We start from the raw sequence: 16,799 nt of genomic DNA, 5'->3' as shown, positions 1-16,799 counted from the left end.
GACTGTGCGTCGGCACAGCTTTTGGTTTCGGCTGCGCGCTTGTGGTTAAATACGGCGTCTTTTGCCCCGAGGCTTTTCAACGGGGCGCTCATCATAACAGGACGGCCCCGCCCAAGACAGCGGCCGTCATAGGGACGCAAGCCGCCATGCAAGTGAAACACCTGCTGCTGATCGCCATCCTCGCATTGACCGCTGCTTGCTCATCGAAGGAAGTCGTAGACGAAAACCTCAGCGAAGCCGAGCTGTATCAGCAGGCTCAGACTGACCTGGACAACAACAGCTACACCAGCGCCACAGCCAAGCTGAAGGCTCTGGAGTCGCGTTATCCGTTCGGTCGCTACGCCGATCAGGCGCAGCTGGAACTGATCTACGCCAACTACAAGAACGCCGAGCCGGAAGCTGCAAAGTCCGCCGCCGAGCGTTTCATTCGTTTGCATCCGCAGCACCCGAACGTGGATTACGCGTACTACCTCAAAGGTCTGACTTCTTTCGACCAGGACGTCGGCCTGCTGGCGCGCTTCCTGCCGCTGGACATGACCAAGCGTGACCCGGGCGCCGCGCGCGACTCCTACAACGAGTTCGCCCAGCTGACCAGTCGTTACCCGAACAGCCGCTACGCGCCGGACGCCAAGCAGCGCATGATTTACCTGCGCAACCTGCTGGCGGCCTACGAGATCCACGTGGCCGACTACTACCTGACCCGTCAGGCTTACGTCGCCGCCGCCAACCGTGGCCGTTACGTAGTGGAAAACTTCCAGGAAACCCCATCGGTCGGCGACGGCCTGGCGGTCATGACTGAAGCCTACCAGCGTCTGCACCTGGACGATCTGGCGGCCACCAGCCTGGAAACCCTGAAGCTCAACTACCCGAACCACCCGAGCCTGCAAGACGGCCAGTTCGTGCCACGGGTTGCCGAGGCCGACAACCGTTCGTTCCTGAGCAAGGCGACTTTGGGTCTGATCGAGTCGCGTCCACCGCTGCCGCCGGGTGAAACCCGCGCCAACCAGGACGTGCAGAAGCAGTTCCAGGACGCGAAAGATGCGATCCCGAACGAGCTCAAGCCTAAAGACGAGAACGGCGACGTGATCGAAGAGCCGGAGCCGGAATCGAGCAACACCGACCGCTCGTGGTTCAGCTACATGACTTTCGGCGTGTTCGACTGATCACACCGGATGTACGGAAAAGGGAGATCTGCGGATCTCCCTTTTTCATTTCCGCGCTTTAATCCGCTGTGCGCTGATCAGGTCCTTGGCTAAACTGCCGGATCATCAATCGAAAAGCGGCTCATCATGCTTCGTTTATTATTCTGGATCGCCCTGATTTTTGCTGCGGTATGGCTGTGGCGCAAATTCAAGGCCCCTGCATCGTCCGCGCCCTCCCCTCGCCAGCAAGACGCTTCGCCGATGGTGCGCTGCGCCCATTGTGGCGTACACCTGCCCCGCGACCGTGCGCTGAGCCTTCAACAACAGTGGTATTGCAGCCAGGCTCACCTCGAGCAAGGCCCGGGTGCCAGTGATCGCTGAGGCCGCCAACGCCGATCAGAAACAGGCTCAGCGTCTGCTGCGCCTTTATCATCTCTACCGCTTGAGTGTCGGCATCACGCTGGTGCTGCTGATCTCCAGCAATATGGACAATCGCCTGCTGACGTCGGCCAACGACGATCTGCTGCGCGGCGGCAGTTGGCTGTATCTGGTGCTGAACATCCTGCTGGTGGTGTTCCTTGAGAACACCCGGCGCCCGGCCCAGCTATTCAGTCTGGCGCTGGTGGATGTGCTGCTGTTGTGTGGCCTGTTCTATGCGGCGGGTGGCGTGGCCAGTGCCCTCGGCAATTTGCTGGTGGTCTCGGTGGCGATCAGCAACACCCTGCTGCGCCGACGCATCGGCCTGCTGATCGCGGCCATTGGCGCCCTCGGCATTGTCGCCTTGAGCTTTCTGCTGAGTTTCAGCCATCCCCTGAGCGCCAATGAATATTTGCAGGCCGGCACCCTTGGCGCATTGTGTTTTGCCGCGTCGTTGCTGGTGCAGGGGCTGATCCGGCGACTGGAAGTCAGTGAAACCCTGGCCGAGCAGAAAGCCAGTGAAGTGGTCGGACTGGAAGCCCTCAACGCGCTGATCCTGCAACGCATGCGCACCGGGATTCTGGTACTCGACGCGCAACGTCGGGTGCAACTGGCCAACCAGAGCGCGCAGACCTTGCTCGCGCAGTCGCATCTTCAAGGCCATTTGATCGACGATTACTCCACCGCGCTGGTCGATCGCCTGCAACTGTGGATGAACAACCCGACCCTGCGTCCGCAAAGCCTGAAAATCCCCGGTAACGGCCTGGAACTGCAGCCGAGCTTTATCGCCCTCGAACAGAGCCCCAACCAGCAAACCCTGGTGTTTCTCGAAGACCTCGCGCAAATCGCCCAACAGGCCCAGCAACTGAAACTCGCTGCGCTGGGGCGTTTGACCGCCGGTATCTCTCACGAAATTCGCAATCCACTGGGCGCCATCAGTCACGCCGCGCAGTTGCTGGGCGAATCCGAGGAACTCGATGGCGCAGATCGGCGTCTGACGCAGATTATTCAAGATCACTCCAAACGCATGAATCGAGTCATCGAAAACGTCCTGCAACTGTCTCGTCGCCAGCAGAGCGCCCCGCAACGCCTGGATCTCAAACCATGGCTGGAAAACTTCGTCGCCGAAAGCCGCGAACAGGCCACCGAGCGCCAGCAGATTCATTTGCGGATCAACTCGGGGGACTTCACCACCCTGATGGACCCGAATCAGCTCACACAAATTCTCGACAATCTGTTACGTAACGGCTGGCGTCACAGCGGACTTCTGCATGATCAAGCCGAAGTCTGGCTGGCCCTGTTTATTGACCCCGACAGCCAGTTGGCGGTGCTCGAAGTGCAGGACAACGGTCCAGGCGTGGCGCTTGATGAACAGGCCCATCTATTCGAACCGTTCTTCACCACCAGCAGCCAGGGCACCGGCCTTGGGCTTTATCTGTCCCGTGAGCTGTGCGAAAGCAACCAAGCGCGCCTAGACTTCAAACCACGCCAAGGCGGCGGCTGCTTTCGCATCACCTTTGCTCACGGACGGAAACAAAGTTGAACACGAGCCCACGGCAAAAAATCCTCATCGTCGACGACGAACCGGATATCCGCGAACTCCTGGAAATCACCCTGGGACGGATGAAACTCGACACCTTCAGCGCACGCAATCTGACGGAAGCCCGGGCGCTGTTGCACCGCGAAACGTTCGACTTGTGCCTGACCGACATGCGCCTGCCCGACGGCACGGGTCTGGAGTTGGTACAGCACATCCAGCAACGTTATCCACAATTGCCGGTGGCGATGATCACCGCCTATGGCAGCCTCGAAACGGCAATCAACGCGTTAAAGGCCGGGGCGTTCGACTTCCTCACCAAACCGGTGGATCTGACCCGGCTGCGCGAACTGGTCGCAACGGCCCTGCGCATGGCGGCGGGAGGGGTTTCGACCACGATTGATCGACGGCTGCTGGGTGATTCATTGCCAATGCGTAATCTGCGCAAGCAAATCGACAAGCTCGCTCGCAGCCAGGCACCGGTGTACATCAGCGGCGAATCCGGCAGTGGCAAAGAGTTGGTGGCGCGACTGATCCACGAACAAGGCCCGCGTGCCGGTCAGCCATTCGTGCCGGTGAATTGCGGGGCGATTCCGTCGGAGCTGATGGAAAGCGAGTTTTTCGGCCATCGCAAAGGCAGCTTCACCGGGGCTGTCGAGGACAAACCGGGGCTGTTTCAAGCCGCGCAGGGCGGCACGCTATTTCTTGATGAGGTGGCGGACTTGCCACTGTCGATGCAGGTGAAACTGCTGCGAGCAATTCAGGAGAAAGCCGTGCGCAGCGTGGGCGGTCAGCAGGAAACCGTGGTTGATGTGCGGATTCTCTGTGCAACCCACAAGGACCTCGATGCGGAGGTCACCGCCGAGCGCTTTCGCCAGGACCTCTATTACCGTCTCAACGTGATCGAACTGCGTGTGCCGTCCCTGCGCGAACGCCGCGATGACATTGAAGTGCTGGCGGCGCACATGCTCAAGCGCTTGGCCAAGGATACCGGTCAACCGGCGGCACGCCTGCATCCGCAGGCCCTGGAGGCACTGAAGAGTTACCGCTTTCCAGGCAATGTGCGGGAACTGGAAAACGTCCTCGAGCGGGCACATACCTTGTGCGAGAACCGCGTGATCGAGACTGAAGATCTACGATTGAGCGAGGGTAACTGCGCGGCGGATGGCGCGATTGCCGATCTGACGCAGATCGACAATCTGGAAGATTATCTGGAGAACGTCGAACGCAAACTGATCTTGCAGGCACTGGAGGAAACCCGCTGGAACCGGACGGCAGCGGCGCAGCGGTTGAGCCTGTCGTTCAGGTCGATGCGTTATCGCCTGAAAAAACTCGGTCTGGACTGAAGACCTCATCGCGGGCAAGCCCGCTCCCACAGTGGTCCGAGGCTTCCGCTAAATTGCGTAAGCTGAAAAGCCTGTGGGAGCGGGCTTGCCCGCGATAGCGGCCTTACACAAACCCATAAACATCAGACTAGATGCGCCCGGTCGGCGCATACGGCGCCGGATCAATAATCGGCGTGCGCCCCAGCATCACATCGGCAAACAACTGACACGACGCCGGCGCCAGCACCAGGCCGTTGCGGTAATGACCGCAGTTCAGCCACAAGCCCTCATGCCCCGGCACACGGCCAATGTACGGAATCCCTTCGGGTGATCCTGGCCGCAATCCAGCCCAATGCCCGACCACTTCGGCATCCGCCAAAGCAGGTATCAGCTCCTCGGCCGAAGCCTTGAGGCTTTGCAGCGCCACATCGGTCGGCGTCTTGTCGTAGCCTTCGTGCTCCAGCGTACTGCCGATCAGGATGTGCCCATCACGACGCGGAATCGCATAACGCCCCTTGGCCAGCACCATGCTCGGCAGGAAATCCGCCGCACATTTGTAAAGGATCATCTGGCCCTTGACCGGTTCGACCGGCAACGACAGGTTCAACGTCTTGAGCAGATCACCGCTCCACGCACCCGCGGTCAGCACCACCTGATCGCCAGAGATCACGCCCGTGGACGTCTGTACGCCAACCACCCGCTCATCCTCGCGAACAAACCCGCTGACTTCGCACTGCTCGTGGATGGTCACGTTCGGCAGCGCCAACAGCGCGGCTTTCAGTGATTTGACCAATCGCGGGTTTCTGACATTTGCCACATCAGCCATGTAGATCGCCCGCGAAAATCCACTGCCAAGCACCGGCACCGCTTGGTGCGCCGCCGAGATATCCACAGCCCGCAACGGGCGATTCTCGCGCTCGCCCCAAGCCAGGGCTTCAGCTTCGTCATCCAGATCCAGCCAATACAGGCCGGTGGTGTGAACCTCAGGATCAACCCCGGTATCAGCCAACAGGCGCTCGCCGAGCTGTGGATAAAAATCCTGCGACCAATGCGCCAGCGCGGTGACTGCCGGGCTGTAGCGCCACGGATACAGCGGAGAAACGATGCCGCCACCGGCCCAGGACGATTCCTGGCCGACGCTCGAACGATCCAGCAGCACCACGCTGCGCACTTCGGAAGCAAGATTGTAGGCGGTCAGCAGGCCAATCACCCCGCCACCGACAATCACCACTTGCTGTTGCCTGGTCATGTTTGATCCAACCGTAAAAAAGACAGTGGGCGCAAAAGGCGCCCGAAAGAAAGCGCCTCAGCGGCCCCAGCAATCCTTGGTGGTCAGCCCGGTAGTCGCGTTGTTCATGCTTCTGACACCCGTGTTGGTCAGGGTGAAATCCCCGCACTTGTCAGTCGCCATGGCCGTGCCCGTCTTGCGGGTAGCGGTCAGCAGGAAGGTCTGGTCGGTGATGGTCGGCGTGATCGTATAAAAATCGTTGCCTGCACTCAGACCGGTGATGCCGGTGTAGATATTGCTCTTGGTGTAGAAACGTTCGAGGCTCTGCGCCTGTTCCGACAGCAGCGATACCACTTCGGCGCGACGGCCCTTCTTCACGTATTCGGTGTAGCTTGGAATGCCGATGGTGAGCATGATCCCGATGATCGCAATCACGATCATGATTTCGATCAGGGTAAAGCCTCGGTTGGATCTGCGCATGCCTCAAACTCTCGCTTACTGTATTTGTCGCCACATGATACGACGGCTGCCGCCGCCGGATTTTTCCACCAGGGTGGTAATGCCGCCACTGGAGTCGTTCACAATCTTGCGCGTTGCGCCGTTGACGATGGCGTTCAGGGTCGGAATGCCGCCGGTGAATATCACGCCACTGGAAATCGTGTCATTGCTGTCGACCACACCATCGTTGTTGGTATCGAGCACCGCGTAGTTGAGCATCTTACCGCTGAACGCATCGAGTTCGACCAGTTTGCCGGTGCCAAAACTGGAACATGGATCGGTGGTATCAACGCTCGCCGTGGTGAAGATGATCCGCCCAAGCACCAGACTGGCCTGATTGATTACCCGCTCGCCAGTCAGCGCGTTGTTATACACCAACGGCAGGTACCAACCCTTCTCGCCCGGGTACGTCGTGTCGTTCTGGGTCGTGGTGATGAATTGCCCGGTACTGCCAGAGAACACGCCCGTCACTGCCTGTGCCTGCAAACTGCTGACGGTGAGCTGCCCCGAGCCACCATCGGCATCCCACACCGAGTAGAACGCCTGCAAATCCTTGTTGGTCTTGTCAGCGGTTTCGTTGAACTTGCCGGTGCCGACGAAAATCTGTTTGCCGCCCAGAGAATTGTCAGCCAGCAACGGTTGCGCAGTAATTGGCTGAGTCGCCCCACCCGCCGTTGTGAATAACGGCTTGCCGGAAAACGCCACGCCCCAACTGTCGGTCGATGTCGCGCTCAGGTCGAACTTCCACAGTCGCCCTTTCAAGTCACCGCCATAGGCAGCCTGCACGACATTTTGCGAATTGACCTTGAGCTTCACCGAGGACAGGCCATTGGTGGTTTCCGTACTGTCGATGACGATTTTCTTGATCAGTGACCCATCCCGCACATCCAGCACGTACAGCGCCGCCACGCCCGAGTTGCTGCCGTAACCGTTGGCGATAAAGGCTGCCCAACGCCCATCGGCCAAGCGTGCCACTTCCGGCCGCGCATAGCCGTAACCCAGATCATTAAAAGCGTTGGCGGTGCTGGCGGTGGCCGGTGCACTGACTTCCCAAAGTGCGCGAAGGACGTTGCCTGCCGAAGCGTCGAACAGTTGCAATGCATAGAATGTCTTGCCGCCAGCACCGGTGCCGCCGATGGCGAGGGTTTTCCAGGCACTGTTGAGTTGCGCGTCAAACACGCCAACCTGGCCGTCCACCAGAAACTTGTGGCTGACGCCGTTGATGTAGGTCGGATCGGCAATCAGGCGCAGAGACGGCAACACGCTGGACGGCATGTAGGCGTAACGCCGGGTGCCGTTGGCCGAGTTGATCACGTTGACGAAACCGTCGTTGGCGTTCACCACCAGACTGGCACTCATGTTCGCCGCCTTAGTGGTCAGGTAACTGGTGTAAGTGGTATCGCCAGACAGGTCGGAGGCGGTTTTATCCGTAGGTGAAGCCAGCACCAGTGGCGAGTTGATGATGTCGCCCAGCAACACACTGCGCACCTTGAGCCCGGTCTTGTTGGTGCCTTTGCTCCATTCCACCAGATCATTGCCGGTGATGCCGGTGGGCAGACCTTGGCCCAGCGTGGTCTGTTGTGTCGCGGAAAAATTGCCGTAAGCCAGCGTCACCGCCGCGTTACTGGTGGTATTCCACGACTGGTAAGCCGGCGCGGTAGCGCTCGGAACGATGGTGGTGTCGGTGGTCCAGAGGGTCGCAGATGTATTGACCGCGCCCGCCGAGTTAAAGCCGAAGGACTTGATCGTGCCACGCCAGTCCTTGGGGTCGTAACTGGTCTGGAAATAACTGGTGCCGCTGGCCAGTGTGGTGCCGCTGGTAACACCGCTACCGCCGGAACCCGCCTTGGAGGTGATGTCGCTGAGTGCCGACGACAATGCGGCATTGAGACCGGTGCTGTCGGTCGCCTGATAGTAGCGGCCCTGCCCGTAACTCGCCGCATCCGAGAGCATGTCGTTATCAGCGGTGAAACCCACGGTGTAGGTGTTCATGTTCTGCTTGGGAAAATCCACCGCGTTCCAGCTCTTGCCTGCCGCGTCGGTGCCGGTCGAGCGCATGTCGATATCGAAGGCGAATTTGGCGATGTCATCCAGATACAGCGTGTCGCCTTCGTTATCGCCATTGAGGTTATTGCCGTCATTGTTGACGCCGTCCCAGTTCGGCAATCGGGTACCGCCGAGCGGATCGTTAGTTGGAAAGGTTCGGTCATAGGTCGGCAAGCCGTCAGTAATCACCACGCCGTAGTTTCTCTGGCAGCGGTACTGAATCGGGCTGGTATAGGTGGCTGGCGTGGAGTTGTAATACGGCGCCATGCCGCGCATGTAGCGGGTGATTTCGTAATAGGTTTCGGCCAATGGCGTGTTGGCCACGGCACTCAAGTTATTGATCGCTGAAATGAGCGCGTTGTAGTTGGTGTCCGCCTGGGCCTGGGTGACGCTACCGGAGACTGGCGACAGATCGGCGATGGAGCGGGCAATGTAGCCGCCATTGCCGGAGTTGTTGCTGGTGGCCGGATTGAAAGTCGACAGGCCCATGCGCAGGGTCCGGTTACTGGTAACCAGCGCCGTGGAAACGTTGCGCGCAACGTTGATGCGGTAGTCGTTGGGGATTGCCCCGTTGGTGAAATCCCGGGTGCCGTTATTGATGGCCAGCCCGACCACGTAAGAAATGTAATCCCCTGAATAGCGGGTGTTGCCGCTGCCCACAGGATCCGGCAGTTTCAGGCATAGCGGCGCCAGGCTGTTGTTGTAGAACGCGTATGCCCCGCCGGAACATCCCGAAGTCGGCAAGCTCGATAGAAATATCGGATCACCGGTGATCGCCGTCGAACTCAGGCACAAGCCGAGCAAGGCGTTACATTGCCGGGCCGGTGTGCGATCGACAGTCGGATCGAACCCCGCCGCGTAAATGATGCTGTTCATACTCCCCGAGTCGTCGATCAGCAGCATGACGTTGGGTGGCACCGCCGCCGCACTCAGCAGCGGCGAGTCGGACGGCGTGAACGCCCAGGCCGGTGCGGCCAGATACAAACTCATCAGTATGCCAATCAGCAGCGATCCGCAGCGTTCAATACTTCGCATAGACACTCTCCACCACGCTACGCGAAGTGCCGGCAATGCCGACAGCGGTCACCCGATACAGCGTTGCCGAAGTGTTGCTCGGTACATTGACGGCGGTGAGTGTCGTCCCGATGTTCTGCACACCATAAAAGCCATTGCCCGCTGCGATCCAGGTCACCCCCGAGGTCGAATTGAGCCCCGCCGCACTGACCACTGATGACTCTGCCGGAGGCGCACATTGCGTCGTGCCGCTGCACACCGCCAACGAATAACTGTCCAGTTGCACTGCGCTCTCGCCCACGCGCAACGCTGCTTCGGCGGTCTGGAACGACTGATTGCGCAGGCTCACGCTACCGGCCATTTTTTCCTGCAGGTTGGCACTCTGCATCGACGACAGCCCGATCAGCGTCAGCAGCAGCAGAAACACCAGACTGACCAGAAGCACCATGCCGCGCTGTGCCTGTCGCTGATGCAAAGAAATCATCATCGCTCAGGCCCTCATTGCAAGCGGTTGCGCAAGGCGGCAACCACGTTGAAGGTTTGATTGCTCACCCGGTTATTCGGATCGGTGAGGGTCAGGCTCAGACGCACACTGCGAATACGTGCCGGATCGCTGGGATTGGCGCTGTAAGTCGATGCCGCGACATCCGTCGCAGAACTGGCCAGACCAAACGTCACGTTGAACGCACTGACGTTGTTGACCAGCACCTGCTGGGTTGGCGTGCCGCTGCCGGTACCCATCAGGATCTGGTTGTTACTGAAGTTGTAGATCAGACGCCGGATCGGGAAAGCGATCTGCCCGGTCGCCGGACTACGCAAGCCGGTATAGGCCGTCGCGCTGTTACGGCAATCGGACAGCACCGTCCAGGTAGGCGTGCCACCGCCACTGCCGACATCCGAGGTCACCAGGGTCAGTTTGAGGTTGGCATTGTCCCAACTGATCGGTGTGATCTGCGCCGCATTGAAATCCCCGGCCGTGCTCGAGTCGGTGATAGTGCCCAGGCATCCGAACATGCCCACCATGCGTATTTCCTGAATCATCTTGCTCAACACAAAACGTGCGTCCTCCTGCATGGCGGCGGCGCTGTTCTGACTGACATAGGTGTTTTTTGCCGCGATGAACGTCTGCACCACGCCCAATACCACGATCAGCCCCAGTGCCAGAGCGATCAGCAATTCAATCAGACCGAAGCCTTGGTTTTGGCGCTTCATGGTGTGGCCACCGGATCCACCGCAGCGCGGCTGCTCAGCACGAAACTGCGCTGGGCACTGGCGGTATTCGCTGCCCGGGCGTCACTCCAGGTGATGGTGATCGTGTAGACCCGTTGGTTGAGAGTGATGCTGCCGGTGGCCGTCGGCCCGCCGAAATTGACGATGTTGGTGGTGAAGTCGTAGAGATCCTGATCACGTGTCACGCCGAGGTTACCGGAGGTCGGTGGCGTGACCGTGTAATCGGCGCCGGAGTTGGCGCGGATGCGGTCCATCATCTCGTAGGCGATGAAACTGGCCTGACTGGTCATGCGTGAACTGTCGGTGTACTTCAGTGCATTCAATTGCACCGCCGCCGCCCCCAGCAGTCCGACCGTCAGAATCAGCAACGCGACCAACACTTCAATCAGCGTCATGCCTTGCTGTACGCCCTTGCTCCCAGCCCTCATCCGCAACTTCCACCCAGTTGAATTCGTCCGTTCAAACACACGTTCAGCGTCCTGCTTTGCGTGCCCAACGTGTAACTGATGGCCACCGCCGTGGACGGCGCCGCCAGACCTCCCAGATTGTTGAAATCCAGCGCGGTCACTCCAGAGGTTAGCGTCAGAGTCGCACCACTGCTCATTGCCGGAACAACCCGCAACACATTGGCCGGAGTGCCAGTACTGTCGTAGACCGACAATTCGCCGGTCCAGACGCTGCCCCCGGCGGTTGGCCGCAGGCGGGTGGTCACGCCTCGATCAATGGCCTCAAGTCTTGCGAAATTGATTGCCCGCTGCAGGTCGCCCATTTCCGTATCGGCTTTGCTGCCTTGTATCGAGCGGGTAAATGCCGGCACCGCCAGAGTGATCATGATCACGAAGATGGCAATCGCGACCAGCAACTCGATCAGCGTGAAACCTTTTGTACGATGATCCATCGGTGCCCTCCGTTGCCGTCGGCTATACCTGCTTCTACACGCTAGAACATTCAACCGACCTGTGTCGGTTGATTTGCCCTGCCCGGCGCACGGATCGCGTCAACCACCGCACTCCATGGAGGGAGTTTTCATGTCGCAACAGGGATTCAGCCTGATCGAACTGCTTATGGGACTGGCGATTGGCGCAATTGTTCTGCTGCTGGTCAGTCCGGCGTTTGCCACACTCACGGAGTCGAACCATCGGGATGAGGCCGCGCAATCCCTGCTCTACGGTATTCGCCATGCCCGAACGCTGGCGCTCACCCACAATCAGAGTGTGGTGATTCATGCCATCAACGGCGACTGGGGTCAGGGCTGGCGGATCGTTCTGGATATCAGCGGCAAGGGGCCGGGAGACAGCAGCAATCCGCTGCTGGTAGAGCGTGCGATTGACGCGAAGGTGCCCATTGTCGGCAACTGGTCGGTGAGTCGTTATGTGCGGTTCAGCAATCTGGGCCAACCGCTGATGCCCGGGCGGGCCTTTCAGGCAGGGACTTTACATGTCTGTTCGATTCACAAACCGGTCAGCCAGCATCAGATCGTACTGGCGGCGACCGGTCGGGTGCGCCTGGGCAGTGACAAGACTGAACAGGCGCTGTGTCAGAAAACCAAAAACGTCAGATCGAACGGACGCGCAGCTCTTTAGGCATCGAGAACGTGATGTTCTCTTCGCGACCGGCCAGCTCATCGGCACCGGTAGCGCCCCAGGCCTGCAACTGCTGAATCACACCACGCACCAGGACTTCCGGAGCAGAGGCACCGGCGGTGATGCCGATGCGCTCGACGCCATCGAACCAGCTCTTTTGCAGGTCTTCGGCGCCGTCGATCAGGTAGGCCGGTGTGGTCATGCGTTCAGCGAGCTCACGCAAGCGGTTGGAGTTGGAACTGTTCGGGCTGCCGACCACCAGCACCACGTCGCATTCGTCGGCCAGTTGCTTGACCGCGTCCTGACGGTTTTGCGTGGCGTAGCAAATGTCGTCCTTGCGTGGGCCGCCGATAGCCGGGAAGCGCGTGCGCAACGCATCGATGACCCGGCTGGTGTCATCCATCGACAGGGTGGTCTGGGTGACAAAGGCCAGTTTTTCCGGGTTATGCACTTGCAGTTCGGCGACGTCTTTTTCGTCTTCGACGAGATAGATCGCGCCACCGTTGCTGGCGTCGTACTGACCCATGGTGCCTTCGACTTCCGGATGACCGGCGTGGCCGATCAGGATGCATTCACGACCGTCGCGGCTGTATTTCGCCACTTCGATGTGCACCTTGGTCACCAGTGGGCAAGTGGCGTCAAACACCTTCAGGCCACGGCCGGCGGCTTCGGTGCGCACGGCTTGCGATACGCCGTGAGCACTGAAAATCACGATGACATCGTCCGGCACCTGATCCAGTTCTTCGACGAAAACCGCGCCACGACTGCGCAGGTCTTCGACGACGAACTTGTTGTGCACCACTTCATGACGCACGTAGATCGGCGGCCCGAAGACTTCCAGGGCGCGGTTGACGATTTCGATCGCCCGGTCCACGCCGGCGCAGAAGCCACGGGGGTTGGCGAGTTTGATTTGCATGCTGTGCCTCGTGTCTTGCGCGCAAGAAAATAGATCATTGCAGTCCCTGTGGGAGCGGGCTTGTTGTGGCGAGGAGATTTATCCCCGATCGATTACGAAGCAATCGTAAAACCCGACAGCGCTTTCCCGTTAAAGATCTCGGTGCCTGATTTTGGGAAGCTTCGCCCCCCATCGAGGATGAATCCCCTCACCACAACAAGTCCACTTCCACAGTGGTTATGCGTTGTTGCTTACAGCGCTTTGACGTTGATGATCTCGACGTCAAAGGTCAGCGTCTTCCCCGCCAGCGGGTGGTTGAAGTCGACGGTCACTTGCGCGTCATCGAATTCTTTCACCACGCCCGGCAGCTCAGTATTGGCCGCATCGTTGAAGATCACCAGCAAACCCGGCGACAGTTCCATGTCGGCAAACTGCGAACGTGGAATAACCTGCACGTTCTGCGGGTTCGGCTGGCCGAAGGCGTTTTCCGGCTCGACGGTCAGCGTACGCTTGTCACCGGCCTTGAAACCGAACAGCGCCGCTTCGAAACCCGGCAGCAGGTTGCCGTCGCCGACCTTGAAGGTCGCCGGGGCCTTGTCGAACGTACTGTCGACGGTGTCGCCGTTCTCCAGGCGCAATGCAAAGTGCAAAGTGACTTCCGTGTTCTGGCCGATGCGTTGCTCAGCCAATACCTGTTCAGTCATGAACGGCTTCTCCGGTCTTTTTACTTTTGAACATATCCAGTGCCAGCATCACCGCACCCACGGTGATGGCGCTGTCGGCGAAGTTGAACGCCGGGAAGTACCATCGATTCTGCCAGTGCACCAGAATGAAATCGATCACATGGCCCAGGGCAATGCGGTCATACAGATTGCCCAGCGCCCCGCCCAGCACCAGCGCCAAAGCGATGGCCAGCCAGGTTTCGTTACGGCCAAGACGTTTGAGCCAGACCACCAGCACCGCACTGACCACAATCGCGATCAGGGCGAACAACCAGCGCTGCCAGCCGGAGCTGTCAGCCAGGAAGCTGAACGCAGCGCCGGTGTTGTAGGCCAGGGTCCAGCTGAAGTAATCGGGAATGATCACGATCTGCTGGAACATTTCGAGCTTGTTTTCGAAGTAGAACTTGCTGGCCTGGTCGATGACCAGAACCAGCAAGCTCAACCAGAGCCAGCTCAACCGTCCGAAACGGCCAAGGGAATCAGGCATAGTGACGAACCTCGCCTGCGCCGCTGATGTTGTCGACGCAACGACCGCAGATCTCCGGATGCTCCGGGTTCACGCCGACGTCTTCACGGCAGTGCCAGCAACGGGCGCATTTCGGGAAGGCCGATTTGACGATCTGCAGCTTCAGGCCGCTGACTTCGGTGACCACCGCGTCAGCCGGAGCCTGTACAAACGGCGCGACGCTGGCGGTCGAAGTGATCAGAACGAAGCGCAGTTCGTTGCTCAGCTTGGCCAGATCGGCGCTCAGCGCCTCTTCGGCGAACAGCGTCACTTCGGCCTGCAGGTTGCCACCGACGGCCTTGGCCGCGCGCTGGATTTCCATCTCTTTGTTGACCGCAACCTTCACTTCCATGATGCGATCCCAGTAGGCGCGACCCAGCTCGAAGCCTTCCGGCAGCTCGGTCAGACCCTCATACCAGGTGTTGAGCATGACGGATTCATTGCGCTCGCCCGGCAGGTACTGCCACAGCTCATCGGCGGTGAACGCCAGGATCGGTGCGATCCAGCGCACCAGCGCTTCGGAGATATGGAACAGCGCGGTCTGGCACGAACGACGAGCCTTGCTGTCGGCGCCAGTGGTGTACTGACGGTCCTTGATGATGTCGAGGTAGAAACCACCCAGCTCCTGCACGCAGAAGTTGTGGATCTTCGAGTAGACGTTCCAGAAACGATATTCGCCGTAATGCTCTTGCAACTCGCGTTGCAGCAGCAGGGTGCGGTCTACCGCCCAACGATCCAGCGCGAGCATTTCTTCAGCCGGCAGGATGTCAGTGGCCGGGTTGAAGCCGGTCAGGTTCGAGAGCAGGAAGCGCGCGGTGTTACGGATACGACGATAGGCGTCCGCGCTGCGTTGCAGGATCTGTTCGGAAACCGCCATTTCACCGGAGTAGTCGGTCGAAGCCACCCACAGACGCATGATGTCGGCGCCCAGAGTGTCGTTGACTTTCTGCGGCGCGATCACGTTGCCCAGCGACTTGGACATCTTGCGACCGGACTCGTCGACGGTGAAACCGTGGGTCAGCAGCTCGCGGTACGGCGCGTGGTTGTCGATGGCGCACCCGGTCAGCAGCGACGAGTGGAACCAGCCACGGTGTTGGTCGGAGCCTTCCAGGTACAGGTCGGCACGCGGGCCGGTCTCGTGGCCCATCGGATGCGAACCACGCAGGACGTGCCAGTGCGTGGTGCCCGAATCGAACCAGACGTCGAGGGTGTCGCTGATCTTGTCGTACTGCGGTGCTTCATCACCCAGCAGTTCGGCGGCGTCGAGCTTGAACCAGGCTTCGATGCCTTCGACTTCAACGCGCTTGGCGACTTCTTCCATCAGCTCGACAGTGCGCGGGTGCAGTTCGCCGCTTTCCTTGTTGAGGAAGAACGGGATCGGCACGCCCCAGTTGCGCTGACGGGAGATGCACCAGTCCGGACGGTTGGCGATCATCGAGTGCAGACGCGCCTGGCCCCAGGCCGGAACGAACTTGGTGTCTTCGATGGCTTTGAGCGAGCGCACACGCAGGGTGTCGCCGCTGACCGGCTCTTTGTCCATGCCGATGAACCACTGCGCGGTGGCGCGGTAGATCAGCGGGGTCTTGTGGCGCCAGCAGTGCATGTAGCTGTGCTCGATGACGGTGGTGTGCATCAGCGCACCGACTTCGGTCAGCTTGTCGACGATGGCCGGGTTGGCCTTCCAGATGAACTGACCACCGAAGAATTCCAGCGACGGCACGTAAACGCCGTTGCTTTGCACCGGGTTGAGGATGTCGTCGTTGACCATGCCGTATTTCTTGCAGGTCACGAAGTCGTCCACACCGTAGGCCGGAGCGGAATGAACCACGCCGGTGCCGGCGCCCAGTTCGACGTAGTCAGCCAGATACACTGGCGACAGACGGTCGTAGAACGGGTGACGGAAGTTGATCAGTTCCAGTTCTTTACCGGTGGTGGTCGCGATGACCGAGCCTTCGACGCCATAGCGCGCCAGGCAGGCCTCAACCAGCTCTTCTGCCAGCACCAGCAGCTTGTCGCCGATATCAACCAGCGCGTAGTTGAATTCCGGGTGAACGTTCAGTGCCTGGTTGGCCGGGATGGTCCACGGGGTGGTGGTCCAGATCACGATCGAGGCAGGCTTGCTCAGCGACGGCAGACCGAACGAGGCGGCCAGTTTGGCCTCGTCAGCGATCGGGAAAGCCACGTCGATGGTCGAGGACTTCTTGTTCTCGTACTCGACTTCGGCTTCGGCCAGGGCCGAACCGCAGTCGAAGCACCAGTTCACTGGCTTGAGGCCCTTGAACACGAAGCCGCCCTTGACGATTTCGGCGAGGGCACGGATTTCACCGGCCTCGTTCTTGAAGTCCATGGTCTTGTACGGATTGGCGAAGTCGCCCAGCACGCCGAGGCGGATGAACTCGGTCTTCTGACCTTCGATCTGCTCGGTGGCGTAGGCACGGCACAGTTCGCGGGTCTTGTCCGCGCCCAGGTTCTTGCCGTGGGTCACTTCAACCTTGTGCTCGATCGGCAGGCCGTGGCAGTCCCAACCCGGAACATACGGCGCGTCGAAACCCGAAAGGGTTTTCGAGCGGATGATCATGTCCTTGAGAATCTTGTTCAGTGCGTGACCGATGTGGATCGTGCCGTTGGCATACGGTGGGCCGTCGTGCAGGACGAAC

The 16,799-nt window shown here is 59.8% G+C and carries 16 protein-coding genes; 5 read left to right on the top strand and 11 right to left on the bottom strand.

Going from position 1 to position 16,799, the window contains the following annotated elements; genetic code table 11:
• The first annotated feature begins 146 nt into the window (after positions 1–146).
• The 4 genes from ACIONG_RS17435 (at position 147) to ACIONG_RS17420 (ending at position 4,442) form a co-directional block, all read left to right on the top strand.
• The gene (locus tag ACIONG_RS17435; protein WP_093434846.1) at positions 147–1,163 is read left to right on the top strand and encodes an outer membrane protein assembly factor BamD; all 1,017 of its coding nucleotides are present in this window, start codon (positions 147–149) and stop codon (positions 1,161–1,163) included.
• 126 nt (positions 1,164–1,289) lie between these two features.
• Positions 1,290–1,523: a PP0621 family protein gene (locus ACIONG_RS17430; RefSeq protein WP_103303583.1), complete on the top strand. Its 234-nt coding sequence runs from the start codon at positions 1,290–1,292 to the stop codon at positions 1,521–1,523.
• A complete protein-coding gene (locus ACIONG_RS17425; protein ID WP_401301397.1) occupies positions 1,513–3,102 on the top strand; it encodes a sensor histidine kinase in 1,590 nt (529 codons plus the stop codon). Before ACIONG_RS17430 ends, ACIONG_RS17425 begins: the two co-directional genes overlap by 11 nt.
• Positions 3,099–4,442 (top strand): sigma-54-dependent transcriptional regulator, encoded by a 1,344-nt coding sequence (locus tag ACIONG_RS17420; protein WP_401301394.1) that lies wholly within the window; start codon positions 3,099–3,101, stop codon positions 4,440–4,442. The genes ACIONG_RS17425 and ACIONG_RS17420 overlap by 4 nt, the downstream gene beginning before the upstream one ends.
• 127 nt (positions 4,443–4,569) lie before the next feature.
• Here ACIONG_RS17420 and thiO read toward each other — a convergent pair whose 3' ends face one another.
• From thiO to ACIONG_RS17385, 7 genes are read right to left on the bottom strand one after another with little or no spacing between them, the layout of a single operon-like run.
• Positions 4,570–5,670, bottom strand: coding sequence for a glycine oxidase ThiO (thiO, locus tag ACIONG_RS17415; protein ID WP_401301391.1), 1,101 nt, complete (start codon positions 5,668–5,670; stop codon positions 4,570–4,572).
• Between the two features lie 57 nt (positions 5,671–5,727).
• Positions 5,728–6,129, bottom strand: a complete 402-nt coding sequence (locus tag ACIONG_RS17410) for a type IV pilin protein (protein WP_315446318.1) — start codon at positions 6,127–6,129, stop codon at positions 5,728–5,730.
• Between the two features lie 15 nt (positions 6,130–6,144).
• Positions 6,145–9,228, bottom strand: a complete 3,084-nt coding sequence (locus tag ACIONG_RS17405) for a pilus assembly protein (RefSeq protein ID WP_401301388.1) — start codon at positions 9,226–9,228, stop codon at positions 6,145–6,147.
• The gene (locus ACIONG_RS17400) at positions 9,215–9,694 is read right to left on the bottom strand and encodes a PilX N-terminal domain-containing pilus assembly protein (protein ID WP_103303589.1); all 480 of its coding nucleotides are present in this window, start codon (positions 9,692–9,694) and stop codon (positions 9,215–9,217) included. The genes ACIONG_RS17405 and ACIONG_RS17400 overlap by 14 nt, the downstream gene beginning before the upstream one ends.
• 11 nt (positions 9,695–9,705) lie before the next feature.
• On the bottom strand, positions 9,706–10,419 hold the full coding sequence (locus tag ACIONG_RS17395; RefSeq protein ID WP_103303590.1) for a PilW family protein: 714 nt from the start codon (positions 10,417–10,419) through the stop codon (positions 9,706–9,708).
• Positions 10,416–10,865 (bottom strand): type IV pilus modification protein PilV, encoded by a 450-nt coding sequence (gene pilV / locus ACIONG_RS17390; RefSeq protein WP_401301383.1) that lies wholly within the window; start codon positions 10,863–10,865, stop codon positions 10,416–10,418. The genes ACIONG_RS17395 and pilV overlap by 4 nt, the downstream gene beginning before the upstream one ends.
• Positions 10,862–11,335, bottom strand: a complete 474-nt coding sequence (locus tag ACIONG_RS17385; protein ID WP_103303592.1) for a GspH/FimT family pseudopilin — start codon at positions 11,333–11,335, stop codon at positions 10,862–10,864. Before ACIONG_RS17385 ends, pilV begins: the two co-directional genes overlap by 4 nt.
• Before the next feature lie 130 nt (positions 11,336–11,465).
• Here ACIONG_RS17385 and ACIONG_RS17380 point away from each other — a divergent pair, with 130 nt between their 5' ends.
• Entirely contained in the window at positions 11,466–12,020 is a 555-nt protein-coding gene (locus ACIONG_RS17380; protein ID WP_401301380.1) for a GspH/FimT family pseudopilin, read from the top strand.
• Here ACIONG_RS17380 and ispH read toward each other — a convergent pair.
• The 4 genes from ispH to ileS form a co-directional block, all read right to left on the bottom strand.
• Positions 11,992–12,936 carry a 4-hydroxy-3-methylbut-2-enyl diphosphate reductase gene (gene ispH, locus ACIONG_RS17375; protein ID WP_401301377.1) on the bottom strand — a complete coding sequence of 315 codons (945 nt, stop codon included), beginning with the start codon at positions 12,934–12,936 and terminating at the stop codon, positions 11,992–11,994. The genes ACIONG_RS17380 and ispH overlap by 29 nt on opposite strands.
• Before the next feature lie 230 nt (positions 12,937–13,166).
• The gene (gene fkpB, locus ACIONG_RS17370) at positions 13,167–13,604 is read right to left on the bottom strand and encodes an FKBP-type peptidyl-prolyl cis-trans isomerase (RefSeq protein ID WP_177431389.1); all 438 of its coding nucleotides are present in this window, start codon (positions 13,602–13,604) and stop codon (positions 13,167–13,169) included.
• A gap of 7 nt (positions 13,605–13,611) precedes the next feature.
• Positions 13,612–14,124, bottom strand: coding sequence for a signal peptidase II (lspA, locus tag ACIONG_RS17365; RefSeq protein ID WP_401301374.1), 513 nt, complete (start codon positions 14,122–14,124; stop codon positions 13,612–13,614).
• Positions 14,117–16,799, bottom strand: a 2,683-nt coding sequence (gene ileS, locus ACIONG_RS17360) for an isoleucine--tRNA ligase (protein WP_401301371.1), incomplete at its 5' end; no start/stop codon positions are given. The genes lspA and ileS, both read right to left, overlap by 8 nt.

It is taken from the genome of Pseudomonas sp. NPDC087817, assembly GCF_044742875.1.
Lineage (GTDB): Bacteria > Pseudomonadota > Gammaproteobacteria > Pseudomonadales > Pseudomonadaceae > Aquipseudomonas.
This window is presented reverse-complemented; position numbering and strand designations above follow the sequence as displayed.